The organism is Halomonas caseinilytica (assembly GCF_001662285.1).
Classification (GTDB): Bacteria; Pseudomonadota; Gammaproteobacteria; order Pseudomonadales; family Halomonadaceae; genus Halomonas; species Halomonas caseinilytica.
Window position 1 is genome coordinate 646,182 of the sequence record NZ_BDEO01000001.1, and the last position, 16,025, is coordinate 662,206.

The 16,025-nt window shown below is 59.7% G+C and carries 20 protein-coding genes and 1 tRNA gene; 13 read left to right on the forward strand and 8 right to left on the reverse strand.

The annotated features are described in order from the left end of the window. Window positions 1-317: 317 nt before the first annotated feature. From HSDC_RS02750 to HSDC_RS02780, 7 genes are all read right to left on the reverse strand, one after another. On the reverse strand, window positions 318-821 hold the full coding sequence (locus tag HSDC_RS02750) for an AAA family ATPase (RefSeq protein ID WP_064698378.1): 504 nt from the start codon (window positions 819-821) through the stop codon (window positions 318-320). 263 nt (window positions 822-1,084) lie between these two features. Further along, a complete protein-coding gene (locus tag HSDC_RS16615; RefSeq protein ID WP_137055171.1) occupies window positions 1,085-1,363 on the reverse strand; it encodes a hypothetical protein in 279 nt (92 codons plus the stop codon). A 231-nt stretch (window positions 1,364-1,594) separates the two neighbouring features. Further along, window positions 1,595-1,960 carry a hypothetical protein gene (locus HSDC_RS16620; protein WP_064702243.1) on the reverse strand — a complete coding sequence of 122 codons (366 nt, stop codon included), beginning with the start codon at window positions 1,958-1,960 and terminating at the stop codon, window positions 1,595-1,597. 77 nt (window positions 1,961-2,037) lie between these two features. Beyond that, window positions 2,038-2,460, reverse strand: coding sequence for a DUF7282 domain-containing protein (locus HSDC_RS02760; protein ID WP_244534405.1), 423 nt, complete (start codon window positions 2,458-2,460; stop codon window positions 2,038-2,040). Between the two features lie 108 nt (window positions 2,461-2,568). Next, window positions 2,569-3,315, reverse strand: coding sequence for an anti-sigma factor (locus HSDC_RS02765; protein ID WP_064698381.1), 747 nt, complete (start codon window positions 3,313-3,315; stop codon window positions 2,569-2,571). Next, a complete protein-coding gene (locus HSDC_RS02770; protein WP_064698382.1) occupies window positions 3,312-3,914 on the reverse strand; it encodes a sigma-70 family RNA polymerase sigma factor in 603 nt (200 codons plus the stop codon). The genes HSDC_RS02765 and HSDC_RS02770 overlap by 4 nt, the downstream gene beginning before the upstream one ends. A gap of 835 nt (window positions 3,915-4,749) precedes the next feature. Further along, a tRNA-Pro gene (locus tag HSDC_RS02780) sits at window positions 4,750-4,826 on the reverse strand. Between the two features lie 219 nt (window positions 4,827-5,045). Here HSDC_RS02780 and HSDC_RS02785 point away from each other — a divergent pair. The 7 genes from HSDC_RS02785 to HSDC_RS02810 all read left to right on the forward strand — a co-directional run bounded on the left by HSDC_RS02785 (window position 5,046) and on the right by HSDC_RS02810 (window position 10,804). Then, window positions 5,046-5,402, forward strand: coding sequence for a CidA/LrgA family protein (locus HSDC_RS02785; protein WP_342039352.1), 357 nt, complete (start codon window positions 5,046-5,048; stop codon window positions 5,400-5,402). Further along, complete coding sequence (locus tag HSDC_RS02790) at window positions 5,399-6,130, forward strand: LrgB family protein (protein ID WP_064698385.1); 732 nt, start codon at window positions 5,399-5,401, stop codon at window positions 6,128-6,130. Before HSDC_RS02785 ends, HSDC_RS02790 begins: the two co-directional genes overlap by 4 nt. Window positions 6,131-6,232: 102 nt before the next feature. After that, window positions 6,233-6,406 (forward strand): DUF2970 domain-containing protein, encoded by a 174-nt coding sequence (locus HSDC_RS16365; RefSeq protein ID WP_073292049.1) that lies wholly within the window; start codon window positions 6,233-6,235, stop codon window positions 6,404-6,406. 138 nt (window positions 6,407-6,544) lie between these two features. Then, window positions 6,545-7,660, forward strand: coding sequence for a cytochrome c oxidase subunit II (gene coxB, locus HSDC_RS02795; RefSeq protein ID WP_082919935.1), 1,116 nt, complete (start codon window positions 6,545-6,547; stop codon window positions 7,658-7,660). Window positions 7,661-7,699: 39 nt separating this feature from the next. Continuing rightward, window positions 7,700-9,334 (forward strand): cytochrome c oxidase subunit I, encoded by a 1,635-nt coding sequence (gene ctaD, locus HSDC_RS02800; RefSeq protein ID WP_211598142.1) that lies wholly within the window; start codon window positions 7,700-7,702, stop codon window positions 9,332-9,334. Window positions 9,335-9,356: 22 nt separating this feature from the next. Continuing rightward, a complete protein-coding gene (locus HSDC_RS02805) occupies window positions 9,357-9,944 on the forward strand; it encodes a cytochrome c oxidase assembly protein (protein WP_064698387.1) in 588 nt (195 codons plus the stop codon). Continuing rightward, window positions 9,941-10,804 carry a cytochrome c oxidase subunit 3 gene (locus HSDC_RS02810; RefSeq protein WP_064698388.1) on the forward strand — a complete coding sequence of 288 codons (864 nt, stop codon included), beginning with the start codon at window positions 9,941-9,943 and terminating at the stop codon, window positions 10,802-10,804. Before HSDC_RS02805 ends, HSDC_RS02810 begins: the two co-directional genes overlap by 4 nt. A 21-nt stretch (window positions 10,805-10,825) precedes the next feature. Here the strand turns inward: HSDC_RS02810 and HSDC_RS02815 are convergent, their stop codons facing one another. Further along, complete coding sequence (locus HSDC_RS02815) at window positions 10,826-11,020, reverse strand: DUF2909 family protein (protein WP_064698389.1); 195 nt, start codon at window positions 11,018-11,020, stop codon at window positions 10,826-10,828. On the opposite strand from HSDC_RS02815, the gene HSDC_RS02820 reads away from it, so the two are divergent. The 6 genes from HSDC_RS02820 to HSDC_RS02845 all read left to right on the forward strand — a co-directional run bounded on the left by HSDC_RS02820 (window position 11,019) and on the right by HSDC_RS02845 (window position 15,978). Beyond that, window positions 11,019-11,759 carry an SURF1 family protein gene (locus tag HSDC_RS02820; protein WP_064698390.1) on the forward strand — a complete coding sequence of 247 codons (741 nt, stop codon included), beginning with the start codon at window positions 11,019-11,021 and terminating at the stop codon, window positions 11,757-11,759. The genes HSDC_RS02815 and HSDC_RS02820 overlap by 2 nt on opposite strands. Further along, entirely contained in the window at window positions 11,756-12,292 is a 537-nt protein-coding gene (locus HSDC_RS02825; RefSeq protein ID WP_064698391.1) for a redox-active disulfide-containing membrane protein, read from the forward strand. The genes HSDC_RS02820 and HSDC_RS02825 overlap by 4 nt, the downstream gene beginning before the upstream one ends. Before the next feature lie 12 nt (window positions 12,293-12,304). Further along, a complete protein-coding gene (locus HSDC_RS02830; RefSeq protein WP_082919921.1) occupies window positions 12,305-13,375 on the forward strand; it encodes a COX15/CtaA family protein in 1,071 nt (356 codons plus the stop codon). Next, complete coding sequence (gene cyoE / locus HSDC_RS02835; RefSeq protein WP_064698392.1) at window positions 13,368-14,273, forward strand: heme o synthase; 906 nt, start codon at window positions 13,368-13,370, stop codon at window positions 14,271-14,273. The genes HSDC_RS02830 and cyoE overlap by 8 nt, the downstream gene beginning before the upstream one ends. Window positions 14,274-14,415: 142 nt before the next feature. Further along, window positions 14,416-14,883, forward strand: coding sequence for a DUF2489 domain-containing protein (locus HSDC_RS02840; RefSeq protein WP_064698393.1), 468 nt, complete (start codon window positions 14,416-14,418; stop codon window positions 14,881-14,883). Window positions 14,884-15,165: 282 nt separating this feature from the next. Continuing rightward, the gene (locus HSDC_RS02845; RefSeq protein ID WP_064698394.1) at window positions 15,166-15,978 is read left to right on the forward strand and encodes an OmpA family protein; all 813 of its coding nucleotides are present in this window, start codon (window positions 15,166-15,168) and stop codon (window positions 15,976-15,978) included. Window positions 15,979-16,025: the final 47 nt, after the last annotated feature.

The window sequence follows — 16,025 nt, forward strand, 5'->3', positions numbered from 1 at the left end:
TGATGTTTGTATTGATCAAGTGTGGGATCAGTCGGTTATGGTTCTCATCGGGCCTTGATAAGGGAGAGTGAAAAGGGGGCTATGTTAAGTGTTAAACATGCCGCTAGCGAAGTCCGGAAGGGTCGCGTGGTGTTCTCGACCTCCATGACACCTTATGCACGGCAAAATGGGCACCTGATGCCATGGCCGGCTATGGCATTTGAATGTTCAAGAGCCAGGGTGGCTGTCGTTAGACAATCGTGGGTTTATTAGACAGAATGCTGGATAGGTCAGATAATCTGAACGGAAGATCGGGCAGGTGTGGATCTACCATTGGGTTACCCCAACGCGTCACAAACTTTCTGCGCAAGTGTGTCTGGATCTGTTGTGGATTCGATCGATAAAACATGGCATGACCGCTCTGCAAGCCAAGTCCTGTGTCGAGCCAGGCTCCTTCCTGGCATCTCCCCATCATCATATTGGGCCGCCCATTCCAGGAATTTAGGATCAACGGATCCAAACCGTTGGATGTCCCTGTGCTTGATTTTCTCAATCCGTGTCTGAGCAGGGGCTGTGAGGAAAACAATCATGTCAAAAGCATCCTCAACCTCTCTGCCCCATGACATCACTGATCCAGCAACGACGACGCGTTTAGTCTCGTTGAGAGCCTTGGCCATCATTGCTCGACGTTCATCGTTGGAACGCTTTTCTTGGAAGGGTGGAGTGGTAGGCAACCAGTAAATGTCATCGGCCTCTTGAAACGTAGCTCCAATGTAGCTTGCCAATAATTTTCCCAATGTCGACGTGCCAGAGCCTGCGGCGCCAGTTACCAGTATCTTCATGATGTTGCCTTCCTGTTTGCTATCCATAAAATTCTGCTGTCAATGGGGCATGTATGAAGCAAGCCGTACGTAATTTTATGCTATGTAATGCTGGCTCGGGTGATAGGCAACACATCGGAGCGAAGAAAAGGGGAGCGTTTACTCGCTTGACCAGGAGGTTTTATGGTGGCCAGGGGGCATATTCCCTGGCCGATTCGGCGTGACCGAGGAAGCGTAGTGGCTGGGTAAGTCTGGCTAACGCACATGGCGTACTCAGATCATTATCAGATAGCTCTCCAAGCAACGCGCTTGATATTGTCTTTTGGTCCGGTTAAGACGTACCGAGCAGGTCCAGCTATAGTATTAGTGTTGTTGTCGGCAGGCAACGTGTCTTTGTATTTGTCAACTAGGAGCGTTCCGCGTAGGCGGCTACTTTGAACTTCGCGAAGTAATGCCACTTCAATATCGAGAGGTGTGCTTGTTGCTGGGTAATAGCCAGATCCTTTTTTTATCTCTTTCCAACCTTCTTTGATTAGTTGATTGAAAACCTCGGTTGCTTCCATGTTGTCTCCTTTTGTGTGTTATATTAAGAAGAGTGTTGTGAGTGGTTGTTGTGTTTTGATAATTTCTTTTTTCATGGAGTTTGTTTGGTTTTTGTTGTTGTCTGTTGAGCTGTGGTTGTAGGCGGATATTAAGGGTGGTTGTTTTATAATGTTCGCCCCTGCTAATCGCAAGGGCGGGAAAAGTTATGTGGAGATTTTGTGTGTTGGTGCTGTAGAACTTCCCTCCCCGTTTTATAAGGAATCTACGGCATTGTAGTCGGATTGTACACCACCATCTTCGACAATGGGGCCATCATCGAGGATGCTACCAGGGTCTTCCCGTTCGGCGTTGTAATTAGACTGTACGCCGCCATCGTCGACAAGCGGCTCGTCATCAAGGGTGCCGCCAGTGTTTTTCCTTTCGGGGTTGTAGCCGGATTGCACGCCGCCGTCTTTGACGAGGGCTTCACCGTCGTTGCCCCTCATCATGGACATATCGCGGGATTGACCAGAATGCCCGTTGTCTGACATTCCGCCTTCATGGTGGTCTGCGATGGCCATGCTGGAAAGTAGGGCCATTATCCCCATCAATGCTGTTGCTTTAATGACATGCATCATAGTGAACCTCGCATATATGAGTTGCTCTATCCATGTCGAGGGGGCGCCACGGTGATACTCGACCTAGTCGGGTGGTATTACTGTGCTGTGATGGTGGTCATCACGAGGTTCCCATCTACCTTGACCGGGCCATCTTCCGAAGCGCCGAGCGTATACTCGAACACACCGGTCTCCATGCCGCCTTCCTCGCTGTGAACCATCAGCATCAACTGATCGCCGGAACTAACGTTTTCGGTCAGCAATGCAGTGACGTCCATGTTCTCGCCTTTCTTGAGCGGAGCATGGCCAACCACGGGACCTGGTTTCATGTTGTCGTCAGTTCGATGTACTACCAGCCAGCCATTGCTGTTTGCCATGACTTTCTCGGCGTACACCGAGCCATCTGCGGCCGACTGGTCATCGGCCCAGACTTGCGGATGCATGTCTGCTTGAGCGAGGGAAGCGCCGACGAGCAGAGCAGTGGATACAAATGCACTTGCCATGAACTTGGTCATCATCATTCTCTCCTTGTATTCCGAAGCACGCCCTACCAGTCAAAGGGTTTATGGAGGGCGTGTTCGTAGTTACGAGTGGAGAGCACGCAAGGTTTCACGTCAGCGTGAAAAAAGTTATAGGTGCTGTGATTTCCCTCTCTGGTCGGTGGGATAGAGATAGCCGTGGATAGCAGGGCCCGTCGGTTGGCCGGTAGGAGAACCACCCGGAGGTTCAATGCTGATGCCGAAGGTGGCCTGTTTAAGCAGGTCGGGATCGTAGTCGCGTAAGGCATCGGCATCCAGGCTGAGGTCGTCGTTCAGTACGCCCACAGAGCGAGGGTTAGGCCCAAGCTCGGCTGACTTGATCCACAATTGATAGGATCGATCCGGCAGTGGTTCCGCCGTTACGGGTTGCACGTTCAGCCGGCGGTTGTCGAGGTCAACGGCGAGCATGAAGGCTGGCTGTTGGTCGTTCTGTGTGAAGACGGCTACGAAAGGAGTTTGGTTTGGCGTCGAGTCGAACAGTACGACCAGAACGATGGCCATTGCCAGTGCTGCAGCGGAAGCGAACGCAGTACTCCAGCGCCAGAAGGCAAGGCGACGACGCATTGCTAGCAATTGCGTCGTGCTGCTTTCACGGCCGCTTGCTTCGGTCTCGAGCACCGCGATGCGGCGTTCGATCCGCTCCAGTAGATCTGGCCCAGGGGCTACATCTTGGATTTCGTTGCGAAGTGGGGCAAGGCGTATCTCCCAGGCCTGAATTTGTGCGTCTAGGTTAGAATCATGCTTCCGACGCTGGGCCACTTCAGCACGTTCGTCGATCTCGAGGGTGCCCAACACATATTCGGCGGCCAACATGTCGATGTCGTCGTGTCCAGTCATGACGCGAGGCACCCCTTGAGTTGCTTTAAGGCTCGGTGGAGCCAAGTCTTGACGGTATTCACCGGTTGTTCGAAATACGCAGCTAGATCGGCGCGCGACCATCCATCCAAGTACGCCAGGCGCACCATGTTTTGGTGTCTGGCTTCGAGCTCCTCCAAACAGGCATGCAGATGTCGGACATCCTGTTCGTGTTCAATGCATTCTTGGGCACTGATCTCATCGGCGGAGGTCTGTGACAATGCGTCCTCAGATTCATGAGGAGTTCTAGGCTGGCGACGCAATTCGTCGATGGCAGCATGGCGAGCGATAGTCACCATCCAGGTAATAGGGGAAGCCCGACTGGTTTCGAATTGTGACGCCTTCTGCCAGATCGTGACGTAGACCTCTTGGATGACATCATCCGCTCGACTCCGATCTTTCAAGATACGCAACACCGTGCCATAGAGTTTCGCCGAGGTGGCCTCATAGAGCTGAGCGAAGGCGCGACGATCACTTTGGGTAATGAGCTGGAGTAGATCACGGAGGTGGTTATTGGATGATGGCGTCGCGGATGAGGTGTCGCCGCAATGCGCTGAAGAGGGCCATGAGTTATCGGACATACCACTTTCCTTGTTGATGTCATCGAGCAAGCACCATGTAAGGACAGACTAGCGTGCCGCCGCTGTACAGGCCAATGCGGGGCCATGTGAGAGAGTGGCGGGTAGGGGCTGATCGGACAGGGATTCGAGCCGGGTGTGGCTCTACCATTGAGCTACCCCGGGGCTGCCGATGAGGAGAAGATGGGGGCAACGAGGCTTTGACCGATCGAGGAGCTTTTCCCAGTGGGCATTGATCATTTCCTTCTCCTCATCGGTCTGTGCTCTCAGCACAGGAACACCGCCGGTGTCTGGAACGTATTCTCCCAGCTTTTCAAGTGCACGTATCCGCTTTATCTCATGTAGGTGGTGCTGGAATTGTTGCCATTCCTTGGTGCTGACAACTGCCTGGTACCTAACGATAGGCTCGTCATTGGAGAACTTCCTCGTGTCCAGAAACGTACGCCGGGTGTCTTCCCGATTCAGGAACTGCCACACCTCAAGCCTGGCTGCGTTTCTCTCCCTGCGCTTGTCGCGCCCAATGGCAAGCTAGTTGCCCAAGAGCGCACCGAATGCGGTCCCGAGCAAGCCGAACAGCCACTCACTTAAACCAGGTCCAGGTAATGGGTTTTTCTCTCCTCTTCATCAGGAGCCAAGGCGATAGCATCTATAGACGTTTCAGCGTCCACTCTTCATGGGGCAAACCGAACGCCATTCCATGTCATTTGGTTCTGGCTCGGGTACGTCGAGAGAGGGGAAGGAGGACACTCGTTTTGGCGTAATTTTGATAATGTCTGAGCACAACGAAAAAAACCGCCACCCGGGATGACCCGTAAGTGGCGGTTTCTCTTGATATGTCTGGTCGGAGCGACTGGATTCGAACCAGCGACCTTTGCAACCCCATTGCAACGCGCTACCAAGCTGCGCCACGCTCCGATACTTTTCCCGGTGCACCTTTCCTGCCTGGGTGCCTCCCCGAGAACGAGGCGTATACTAGCGCGTTCGTGAGCAAATGAAAAGCCCCTTTTGCGCTTTTGTTTCAATTGCTTGGCCAATGACGCCGGGATGGTGTCCGGTTGCCGGGCTTTGCCACAATACTGCGTATCACAAGGGTGCTGAACCAGGCGGGGGGACGAAATGCCATTGATAATGGGGATGAGCATGTTGCTGGCGTGCCAGATGCTGGGCGAGCTGGTGACACGAGGGCTGGCACTGTCGGTGCCCGGACCGGTGATCGGCATGGTGATCTTGCTGGCAGCCTTGGTGGTGAGGGGCAAGGTGCCGTCGAGTCTCCGGGTAACTGGCGAGGGCTTGCTGCGTTATCTGACGCTGCTGTTCGTGCCGGCAGGGGTCGGTTTGATGGTCCATGGCGCCTTGATCGGTGCCGATCTGTTGCCGATCGCGGTGACGCTGGTGGGCTCCACGGCCATGACCCTGGCGGTGACGGCCTGGGTGCTGTCGCGCCTTCAGGGCCGGGGCGGGCGTCGGGGAAGCGGGGAGAATGAGACATGAGCGTGGCGGCGTTCGATCAGTTGTGGGTCTATCTTTCCGGTAACCCGCTGCTGTCGTTGTTGGCGACATTGCTAGCCTTCATGGTGGCGGTGCGCCTCAATCGCGCACTGGGCGGCACGCCCTTGCTGCATCCGGTTACCTTGTCCATCGCCATCCTGATCGGCTTCCTGCTGCTGGTCGACATGGACTACGCCACCTATTTCGAAGGAGCCCAGTTCATTCACTTCCTTCTGGGGCCGGCCACGGTGGCCCTGGCGATCCCCCTCTATGATCATCGCGAGCGCGTCCGGCGCCTGCTGGGATCGCTACTGCTGGCTTGTGTCGCGGGCATCCTGACCGCGGTGGTCAGCACCATCGGTCTGGCGATGCTGTTCGGCGTTCGCCAGGAAACCCTGTTGTCGCTGGCGCCACGTTCGGTCACGTCTCCCATTGCCATGGGCATTGCCGAACAGATCGGAGGGATTCCTTCGCTGGCGGCGGGGCTGGTGCTGCTGACAGGGTCGATCGGTTGTGCCCTCGGACCGGGCGTCTTTCGTCTGTTGAAGATCACTGATCCGGCCGTGCAGGGATTTACCATGGGATTGTCGGCCCATGGTTTCGGCACGGCCCATTCTTTCGCCCGTCTGGGGGCGGTGGCAGGTGCCTTCTCGGGGCTTTCGATGGGTCTGACCGGCCTGTTGACCGCCTTTCTCTTGCCGCTGATCACACGTCTTCTCGGTCTGAGCTGACGTTGTCGTCCTGCCATCATCTGGGCCAACAGGGCCTGTGTTCGCCGACGTTGCCGACACCTCCTAGTCTCATGGAGACGGGGGCGTCGAAGGAGAGAGGTAATGTGGCGAGTGATCAAGTCGGTTCTGGCGGCTTTTTTCGGCGTACAGAAGGAGAGCCGTCGTCACGAGGACTTCTCTCGGGGGCGGGCTTCGCACTTCATCATCGCCGGTATCCTGATGGGAGGCGTGCTGGTGCTGCTGATCGCCCTGGTCGCATCGCTGGCCGCCCGATGAGGCGCGACTGCCCTGTGATCGTTGAGAACCGCGTTTATGAGATCGGGTCAGAGCGGTCCGTGACGAATGCCGAGGCTCTTCTATACTCGATCAAGTAGCGGCTAATACAACAACAATGTTCAGGAGGAGGCGATGCGCATGCGGCTCGTGTGGACAGCGGGATTGGTCGCCTGCTCGGGGCTGTCGGGGAGTGTGCTGGCCAACGGCTGGAACATGCCGGTCGGGGTCACTGACGTCAGCCGCGAGATTCATTCCCTGCACATGACCATCTTCTGGATCTGTGTCGTCATCGGCGTCGTCGTCTTCGGCGCGATGTTCTACTCGCTGTTTCGCTATCGCCGTTCGCGTGGCGCCAAGGCCGCCAACTTTCACGAACATACGACCGTGGAAGTCATCTGGACCCTGATTCCGATCCTGATCCTGGTGGCCATGGCGATTCCTGCCACTGCCACGCTCAAGACGATGTACGACACTTCCGAAGCCGATCTGGACGTGATGGTCACCGGTCAGCAGTGGCGCTGGCGTTATGACTATCTCGGCGAGGATGTCGCCTTTACCTCCAACCTGGCAACGGCCCGCTCCCAGGTCAGCGGAGAGAGCGCCAAGCAGGAAAACTATCTGCTCGAGGTCGACGAGCCGCTCGTGCTGCCGGTGGATCGCAAGGTACGCCTGCTGATGACATCGGATGATGTCATCCACTCCTGGTGGGTGCCGGACCTGGCCGTCAAGCAGGATGCCGTGCCGGGGTTCGTCAACGAGAACTGGGTGCGCATCAACGAGCCGGGGATCTATCGCGGCCAATGTGCCGAGTTGTGCGGTCGTGATCACGCCTTCATGCCGGTGGTCGTCAAGGCGGTGGAGCCCGAGCGCTTCGATGCCTGGCTGGCCGAGCGCAAGGAAGCCGCCGCCCAGGAAGCGATGGGGGTGGACCGCGAGTGGGAACTGGATGAATTGATGGAGCGGGGCGAGCAGGTCTACGGCACGATCTGCGCTTCCTGTCACCAGCCCGATGGCTCCGGTAGCCCGCCGGCCTTCCCGGCGCTAGCCGGCAATCAAGCGATACTCGACGACCCGGACTATCACATCGACACCGTAGTCAATGGCGTCTCCGGCTCGGCGATGCCGGCCTTCCGCAGCACGCTGAATCCAGTGGAACTGGCCGCGGTGATCACCTATGAGCGCAATGCCTGGGGCAACGAGACCGGCGAGGCCATACAGCCGGCGGAGATTGCCGAACTGCTCGACGAGCAGTAGGGCGCGCTTTTCGACGACGGATACCGAGGGGGATAGATCATGGCTTCGCACCTGCCTCCCAGACCCACGCCCCAGCAGCATCAGGCCGATGCCGGCGGCATGGCGGCGGATGACCATCATCATGGGCCGCGGGGCCTGATGCGCTGGCTGCTGACCACCAACCACAAGGAGATCGGCACGCTCTATCTGATCTTCTCGCTGACGATGTTCTTCATCGGCGGCATCTTCGCGATGGTGGTTCGAGCGGAATTGTTTCAGCCTGGCCTGCAACTGGTGCAGCCGGAATTCTTCAACCAGATGACCACCATGCATGGCCTGATCATGGTGTTCGGCGCGGTCATGCCGGCGTTCGTCGGTCTGGCGAACTGGATGGTGCCGCTGCAGATCGGTGCCCCCGACATGGCATTGCCACGCCTCAACAATTTCAGTTTCTGGCTGTTGCCGGTGGCGTTTGCGTTGTTGCTCTCCACGCTGGTGATGCCGGGCGGGGCCCCCAATTTCGGCTGGACCTTCTATGCGCCGCTGTCGACGACCTATGCGCCACCGTCCACGACCTTCTTCATCTTCTCGTTGCACCTGGCGGGCATCAGTTCGATCCTCGGTGCGATCAATATCATCGCTACCATTCTCAACCTGCGGACACCGAGCATGCGCATGATGGACATGCCGCTGTTCGTCTGGACCTGGCTGATCACCGCCTTTCTGCTGATTGCCGTGATGCCGGTGCTGGCCGGGGTGATCACCATGATGCTGCTGGACATCAATTTCGGCACCAGCTTCTTCAATGCTGCCGGCGGGGGTGACCCCGTCCTCTTCCAGCATCTGTTCTGGTTCTTCGGGCATCCAGAGGTCTACATCATGATCCTGCCGGCCTTTGGCATCGTCTCGGTGATCATCCCGACCTTTGCCCGCAAGCGCTTGTTCGGCTACGCCTCGATGGTCTATGCCACGGCTTCCATCGCGATCCTTTCTTTCCTGGTCTGGGCCCACCACATGTTCGTCGTGGGCCTGCCCCTGGTGGCGGAGCTGTTCTTCATGTACAGCACCATGCTGATTGCGGTACCCACCGGGGTGAAGGTGTTCAACTGGATCACCACGTTGTTTCGTGGCTCGCTCACCTTCGAGCCGCCGATGCTGTTTGCCCTGGCCTTCGTCGTGCTGTTCACCATCGGAGGGTTCTCGGGACTGATGCTGGCCATCTCGCCGGCGGATTTCCAGTATCACGACACCTATTTCGTGGTCGCCCACTTCCATTACGTGCTGGTGCCCGGGGCGGTGTTCGCCATCATGGCCGCCGTCTACTACTGGCTGCCCAAGTGGACCGGCCACTATCCGCATACACGTCTGTCGCAATGGCACTTCTGGCTGTCGGTGATCGGCGTCAACCTGACCTTCTTTCCGATGCATTTCGCCGGTCTCGCCGGCATGCCGAGGCGAATTCCGGACTATGCGCTGCAGTTTGCCGACTTCAACATGATCACCAGCATCGGGGCTTTCATGTTCGGGGCCTCGCAACTGCTCTTCGTAGCAGTGGTGGTGCTCTGCGTGCGCGGGGGCGAGAAGGCGCCGGCCAAGGCATGGGACGGGGCCGAGGATCTCGAATGGACGGTTCCCAGCCCGGCTCCCTTGCATACCTTCGAAACACCGCCGCACTTCGAGCCGCATCGGCATTGATGGCAGACGTCGGGAGGCTTGCATGGTGGGACAACGCTCCGATGACACACGCCGAGAGATCAGGCGTACCGTGGCCAAGACCCTGGTGGCGCTGGTCGGGATGTGTGTCTTCGCCTTCGCGCTGGTGCCCTTGTACGACGTGTTCTGCCAGGTCACCGGGCTCAATGGCAAGACATCGAATCAGGCCCAGGCACTGGCCCACGAGGCCGTCGACCAGGATCGGGTGGTCACGATGCAGTTCATCACCCGAGGCAGTCCGGGGCTGCCGTGGTCGCTGGAAGCGCATACTCGTCAGGTTCGCGTTCATCCGGGGCAGAGCGCTGAGGTGCACTTCTCGTTCGAGAACCTGGGCGACCAGGCCAGCGTGGCGCGTGCGGTTCCCAGCGTGACGCCTTCGCAGGCCTCGCTGCACCTTCGCAAGCTGGCGTGCTTCTGCTTTCAGAATCAACGCCTGGCGCCGGGCGAGCGTTTCGAGGCGCCCCTGGTCTTTCAGTTGACGCGGGACCTGCCGGCCGACATCAAGACGGTCACGCTGGTCTATACCCTGTACCGGCAGGACGCGGCACCGTCCCGGGGGAAGGGGACGTCGACGCGAGGAGGTGACGCATGAGCGGTGGTAGCTATTACGTACCCCCATCGAGCAAATGGCCGGTGCTCGGCTCCCTGGCCCTGGGGGCCTTGATGGTCGGCACCGGTGTGATGCTGGTGCATGGCGCCTCGGGCATGCCGGTCATGGTGGTCGGTCTGGTCGGGATTCTGGCTGTCATGTGGTTGTGGTTTCGGGATGTCATCCACGAATCCCGCAAGGGGCTCTACGACGATCAGATGGATCGTTCCTTTCGCTGGGGAATGGGATGGTTCATTTTCTCCGAGGTGATGTTCTTCGCCGCCTTCTTCGGCGCCCTGTTCTATATCCGAACCTTCGCGCTGCCGTGGCTGGATGGCGAAGGCGCCAAGGGAGTGGCCGCGCTGCTGTGGCCAGACTTCACGGCTTCCTGGCCATTGCTGGAGCCTCCGGATGCGGCCATTCAAGGGCCCGAGCAGACGTTCAGTCCCTGGCACTTGCCGCTGGTCAATACCCTGATCCTGGTCGGCTCCAGCATCACCCTGACGGTGGCGCACGAGGGGTTGAAAGAAGGGCGTCGTGACACGGCGCGCCATTGGCTGACGCTGACCGTGCTGTTGGGGCTGTGCTTCATCGCCATTCAGGGCATCGAGTACCGGGAGGCCTATGTTCATTACGGGATCACCCTGCAGGCAGGCATCTACGGCGCCACCTTTTTCCTGCTGACGGGCTTTCACGGCGCCCATGTGATCGTCGGCACCCTGATCCTGATCGCCATTCTGGCACGGGTCCGGCGAGGACACTTTTCCGAGGATCAGCATTTTGGGTTCGAGGCGGCGGCCTGGTACTGGCATTTCGTGGACGTGGTGTGGATAGGGCTTTTCACCTTCGTCTACGTCTTCTGAATCGGCACAAGGCGAGGCATCTCAGCCGCCTAAGCCGCCGCCATAGAACCCGTACAGGAGGAGCGCGAGGAGCAGGGCGGCCAGGCAGACACGTAGCTTGAGGGAGATGAGCACGCGCCGCGAGCGACCGCCGTCCTTGAGCAGAAAGCCGGCTCCGGCGGCGAGGCTGGCGACCATGGCAACGAAGACGAGGGCGATCAGGACCTTGAGAAACATGTCGGACTCCATGACGAGGTTTGCCACACGGATTCGGTCCAGCCGTCGCCTGGCGCTGTGGTTCGGGTTCTGGGCCTGTCTGGTGGTGCTCGGACTCGGACTTGGACTATGGCAGTGGGAGCGTGCCGCCGACAAGCGAGAGTTGCTGGCGAGTTTCGAGTCGGCGCCTCGGCTGGTGGCCCCTGAGACCTCGCCGCCCAATGGCGCCAGGATCACCGTGTCGGGTGAGTACCTGGCGGACGAGACGCTGTTTCTCGACAACCGTATCCATGCAGACCGGCTCGGTGTGGCGGTCCTGACGCCTCTGCGTGGCGACGATGGGCGCCTGTGGCTGGTGGAGCGTGGGTTTCTGTCCACCGGCCCGAGTCGTGACACGCCGCGGGTGTCGACGCCGGATGGACGCGTCACCCTGAAAGGGCGCTGGCAGGTGGCCGGTGATTCGGCGCCGCTTCTCGGCCCCAATCGCGAGGGCAAGCGCCTGCAGCATATCGACCTTGGCGCCTGGGAGACCCCGGACGGCTTCGCTCATGCCGGTTGGCTGCACCTGGAGGCAGGCAAGGGGCACTTGACTTCCTGGTGGCGTCCCAATGTGTTGCCGCCGTCGCGACATCTCGGTTATGCCGCCCAGTGGTGGGGGCTGGCGCTGACGGCGATGGTGGTGATGATTGTCGGGGCGCGCCGGCTGAGCCGAGATCGGCGCGGACACCGCCTCGAGAACAAGCAGGAGACACGCTCATGACCGATGCCCGTATCGTCCGTTCCCGTCTCAAGTTGCTGGCCTTGTTCGCCGTGTTTGCCCTGCCCATGGCGATGGCCTGGGGCATGGTCGAGTGGCGGCTCGGGATTCCCGATGAACGTACCGCTCATGGCGAGTTGCATCCCGATCTCCCGCGATTGGCCGACTGGCCGTTGAGCCGGGTGGCGAAGGACGGCGCCGACGATTGGCTGATGGCCTTCGATTGCACGAACGATTGTGCCGCATCGGCGGATCGTTGGTGGCGGGTACACCGAGCCCTGGGGCGTGATGCTCATCGAGTCAGTCGGCTGCGCATCGGTGAAGGGGGCGGCAAGACACTGCCTGGCGAAGCGATCGCGACATGGCACGAAATGCCGACCTGGCGGGAGCCGGGCACGCTCTGGATCCTCGACCCTGACGGGCGGCCGGTATTGAGCTACGGCGAGGGCGTGGCGGCGTCGAATGTGCTGGAAGACATCGAGCGCTTGCTGAAGCTGAATCCTGAGCGGCCTCTGGCGCGCCTGCACGATGAGTGACGGGAGGAGAGGATGCGTGACGAGGGCATGCTGGATCCGTGGTATCGGGCGAGACTGAAAAGGCTGCGCTGGTTGAGCCTGCTGGGCGTATTGTTCGCTGCCCTGGTCATTCTGGCCGGAGCCTGGACCCGCCTGGTGGACGCCGGGCTGGGGTGCCCTGACTGGCCGGGATGCTATGGACAGTGGGTGGTACCGGATGAAGCGCGCGCGCTGGTACATTCTCCCGATGTGCCGCTAGAGGCGTCCAAGGCATGGATGGAAATGCTGCATCGATACCTGGCCTCGTCATTGGGGCTGCTGGTGATCATCGTGGTGGTACTGGGATGGCGACTGAGGAAGCGCGTTGGGTACCCATGGCGACTTTCTCTGGTGTTGCTGGCACTGATCCTGGTTCAGGGGGCCTTCGGCGCGTTCACCGTGACGCTCCGGTTGTGGCCGCAGGTGGTGACACTGCACCTGCTCGGCGGCATGGCCGTGATGGGGGGATTTCTATGGTTGCATCTGCGTGTACGGCACCTGTCGATGTCGGGGGTGTGGCGGCGGCAACCGCGTCGGCTCACGCCGCTCTGGGGAGTGGCGCTGGGGCTGTTGGTGCTTCAGCTGGCCCTTGGTGGTTGGACATCGAGCAACTATGCGGGCATCGCGTGCCAGGGGTTTCCTACCTGTAATGCCCAGTGGTGGCCGAGCATGGATTGGGGCGAGGGGTTTCACCTGACCCAGACCGTGGGGCCCAACTACCTGCATGGGCAATTGCATGCGGAGGCGCGCAGTGCGATCCATGTTGGTCATCGTTTGGGAGGAGCGGCACTGTTCCTGTGTTTGCTGGGGTTGGGATGGCGTTACCGGCACGATCGCGGTGTCTCGCCCTGGCTGGGGGTGATGGGCGGTGTCTGTCTGTTGCAGGCGGCACTGGGCATTGCCAACGTGCTGCTGTGGCTACCGCTCTGGCTGGCCTTGCTGCATACCGCCGGCGCAACCATGCTGGTGGTGGCGACGTTGTTGGCGGTATGGAGCTGGCGATGGGGTGAAGCTGCTCCCCGGTCATCGCCATCGATGACGGCGAGGGAGTTGATGCATGCATGATGCCAGATCGATGACGCACTCGGCGATCACGCCGCTATGGCGTGACCTCATCACCCTCGGCAAGCCGCGTGTGGTGTCGGTAATGCTGGTCTGCAGCCTGGTGGGGATGCTGCTGGCCCGGCCGGTACCTCCTCTCGACAAGGTGGTGCTGGGGCTGATCGGCATCGGTCTCGCCGCCAGTGGCGCTGCCGCGTTCAATCACGTCGTGGACCGTCGCCTGGATGCCATGATGCTGCGCACGGCATCGCGTCCTCTGGCGATGCAGCGTCTGCCGCTGCCGCTGGCCCTGGGGTGGGCAACCCTGTTGTCGATCACGGGCATCGGGCTGCTGCATGGCGGCGTCAATCCCTTGACGGCCTGGCTCACCTTCGGCTCCTTGATTGGCTATGCCCTGATCTATACCGCCTTTCTCAAGCGAGCTACGCCGCAGAACATCGTGATCGGTGGGGTGGCGGGGGCGGCCCCTCCGCTGCTGGGTTGGACGTCAGTGAGTAACCAGTTTGGCCCTGAGCCGTTGCTGTTGGTCTTGATCGTGTTCGCCTGGACGCCGCCGCATTTCTGGGCATTGGCCATCCACAAACGAGATGAGTACGAGCGAGCTGGGGTGCCGATGCTGCCGGTTACCCACGGTGAAGCCTTCACGCGCCTGCAAGTATGGCTCTATGGCTGGCTGACGGTGGCGGTGACATTACTGCCTTTCGTCATCGGCATGAGTGGCTGGATCTACCTGCTGGGGGTGACGGCGCTGAACGTGCGCTTCATGTGGTGGAATGGTCGAGTGTGGCAGGGGCAGAACCCTCGGGCGCCGCTCGGGGCTTTCTGGTTTTCCATTCGTTACATTCTTGGGATCTTCGCCATGTTGCTGATCGATAACTATGTCGGATTCTGGTGGGGCTGAGGCAAGACAGAGCGCCCGGCGTGCGACGCTTCGGCGTGAACGTGGCGTCGAGATATCGAGGAGATGGGTTGGTCGCCCAGATGGCGCGGTTTAGAATGCGCGCCCTTACCCCTTGAATGACAGACGTAATGGGAACTATTTCATGACCAATACCACTGCCCTGATGCTGCTCGGGCTGGCCCTTGTCGTCGTCGCCGGCCTGGGAGCTTATGCTGTTACCCTGTGGCGGGAGGTCCGGCGTCGTGAAGCGTTCCGCGAAGAAGAGTTGCGCCGGGCACACGAAAACTGCCTGGAGAATCTCGAGCTGGTAGCCAGTGCCTTGCAGCAAGGGCAGGTCGATATCACCGAGGGCGCCTGGCGTTGCAAGACGTTACTGGACATTCTCGATCCATCGTTGGTTTCCCGGCCGGAATTCCTTGCCTTTGCCGAGGTTCATGAGCGAACCCGGCACCTGCATACACATTCGGCACGCCAGGCGCTGAGTCCAAGAGAGCGCTTCCAGGAGGACCGGGAGCGCCTGAAAGTGGAGGATGAATGGCGCGATGCCGTCATGAAAGCGGCCTTGCACGCATTGAGGTTTCGACGCGATTGGCCGGATTCTTTGCATTGATTTGAATGACCTAAACAAAACAATGTATTACACTTGCCAGTGCGTTTTTCGATTGAAAGGTGACTCAGTCTCCGGCAAGCTGCTAATCGCGACGTAGGTGGCTGATAAGTGGATGGAGTCCCGAGTCATCGCGCGCCGTTGATTGGCCGAGATCGCGATTTCGTGCTTTCTTGGTCGGTGTGGACGGACAAGATCCGTCTCCGGTTGGCCATACCACCGGATTCGCTGGATGGCTAAGCCCTATGCTGGCCCCGCTAGATTTGTGTCAAGAAGGAGTCTTACATGAAAAAATCAACGACTGGCTTGTTGCTCGGTTCCGCGCTGGTGGTCGGTTTGTCCGGCTGCGCCAGTTCGGCGTCTCAATCCTCCGGCATGGGCGACAGCTCAGCGTCCGATCGTGCCTGGTACAAGCATCCCGCTGTCTGCAGCGTTGCAGGCGGTCTGATCGGTGCCGGTATCGGTTACAGCGCCGTGGATGACGACGATGAAGATACCGGTGCCTATGTCGGTGGTACCGTCGGCGCTGCCGCGGCCGCGCTGCTGTGCGCCGAGCCGAACAAAGGTCCGGAGCCTGTCGGCGACAGCGACGGCGACGGTGTGCCGGACGATAAGGATCAGTGTCCGGGAACTCCGGCCGGTGTCGCGGTTGACGCTGTGGGCTGCCCGTTGGACTCCGACGGTGACGGCGTGCCGGACTACCAGGACCAGTGCCCGGGTACCCCGGCAGGTGCCGAGGTCAACGCGCTGGGCTGCGTCGAGGATCTGGTGCTGCAGGATGTCAACTTCGAGTTCGACTCTGCACGTCTGACCGCGGGCGCCGAGTCCGTCCTGACCGACGTTGCCGCCAAGCTGCGTTCCAACGAGAACGTCCGTGTTCGTATCGAAGGTCACACCGACTCCGTCGGTCCGGCCGATTACAACAAGGACCTCTCTCAGCGTCGTGCCGATTCCGTGGCGAGCTTCCTGGCCAGCCAGGGCATTTCCGCCGATCGCATGACCACCATCGGCTATGGCGAAGAGCAGCCGGTGGCCAGCAACGACACCAAGGCGGGTCGTGCCGAGAACCGTCGTGTCGAGCTTGGCGAGTGGGAGTGATGCTCTCCTGAGTCGACCCTTCAGCGCCCCGGCTCGAAGCCGGGGCG

Coding starts and splice junctions, on each gene's coding strand:
- HSDC_RS02750 (WP_064698378.1), bottom strand. CDS start 821: ATGAAGATACTGGTAACTGGCGCCGCAGGCTCTGGCACGTCGACATTG.
- HSDC_RS16615 (WP_137055171.1), bottom strand. CDS start 1,363: ATGGAAGCAACCGAGGTTTTCAATCAACTAATCAAAGAAGGTTGGAAA.
- HSDC_RS16620 (WP_064702243.1), bottom strand. CDS start 1,960: ATGATGCATGTCATTAAAGCAACAGCATTGATGGGGATAATGGCCCTA.
- HSDC_RS02760 (WP_244534405.1), bottom strand. CDS start 2,460: ATGATGATGACCAAGTTCATGGCAAGTGCATTTGTATCCACTGCTCTG.
- HSDC_RS02765 (WP_064698381.1), bottom strand. CDS start 3,315: ATGACTGGACACGACGACATCGACATGTTGGCCGCCGAATATGTGTTG.
- HSDC_RS02770 (WP_064698382.1), bottom strand. CDS start 3,914: ATGTCCGATAACTCATGGCCCTCTTCAGCGCATTGCGGCGACACCTCA.
- HSDC_RS02785 (WP_342039352.1), top strand. CDS start 5,046: ATGAGCATGTTGCTGGCGTGCCAGATGCTGGGCGAGCTGGTGACACGA.
- HSDC_RS02790 (WP_064698385.1), top strand. CDS start 5,399: ATGAGCGTGGCGGCGTTCGATCAGTTGTGGGTCTATCTTTCCGGTAAC.
- HSDC_RS16365 (WP_073292049.1), top strand. CDS start 6,233: ATGTGGCGAGTGATCAAGTCGGTTCTGGCGGCTTTTTTCGGCGTACAG.
- coxB (WP_082919935.1), top strand. CDS start 6,545: ATGCGGCTCGTGTGGACAGCGGGATTGGTCGCCTGCTCGGGGCTGTCG.
- ctaD (WP_211598142.1), top strand. CDS start 7,700: ATGGCTTCGCACCTGCCTCCCAGACCCACGCCCCAGCAGCATCAGGCC.
- HSDC_RS02805 (WP_064698387.1), top strand. CDS start 9,357: ATGGTGGGACAACGCTCCGATGACACACGCCGAGAGATCAGGCGTACC.
- HSDC_RS02810 (WP_064698388.1), top strand. CDS start 9,941: ATGAGCGGTGGTAGCTATTACGTACCCCCATCGAGCAAATGGCCGGTG.
- HSDC_RS02820 (WP_064698390.1), top strand. CDS start 11,019: ATGTCGGACTCCATGACGAGGTTTGCCACACGGATTCGGTCCAGCCGT.
- HSDC_RS02815 (WP_064698389.1), bottom strand. CDS start 11,020: ATGTTTCTCAAGGTCCTGATCGCCCTCGTCTTCGTTGCCATGGTCGCC.
- HSDC_RS02825 (WP_064698391.1), top strand. CDS start 11,756: ATGACCGATGCCCGTATCGTCCGTTCCCGTCTCAAGTTGCTGGCCTTG.
- HSDC_RS02830 (WP_082919921.1), top strand. CDS start 12,305: ATGCGTGACGAGGGCATGCTGGATCCGTGGTATCGGGCGAGACTGAAA.
- cyoE (WP_064698392.1), top strand. CDS start 13,368: ATGCATGATGCCAGATCGATGACGCACTCGGCGATCACGCCGCTATGG.
- HSDC_RS02840 (WP_064698393.1), top strand. CDS start 14,416: ATGACCAATACCACTGCCCTGATGCTGCTCGGGCTGGCCCTTGTCGTC.
- HSDC_RS02845 (WP_064698394.1), top strand. CDS start 15,166: ATGAAAAAATCAACGACTGGCTTGTTGCTCGGTTCCGCGCTGGTGGTC.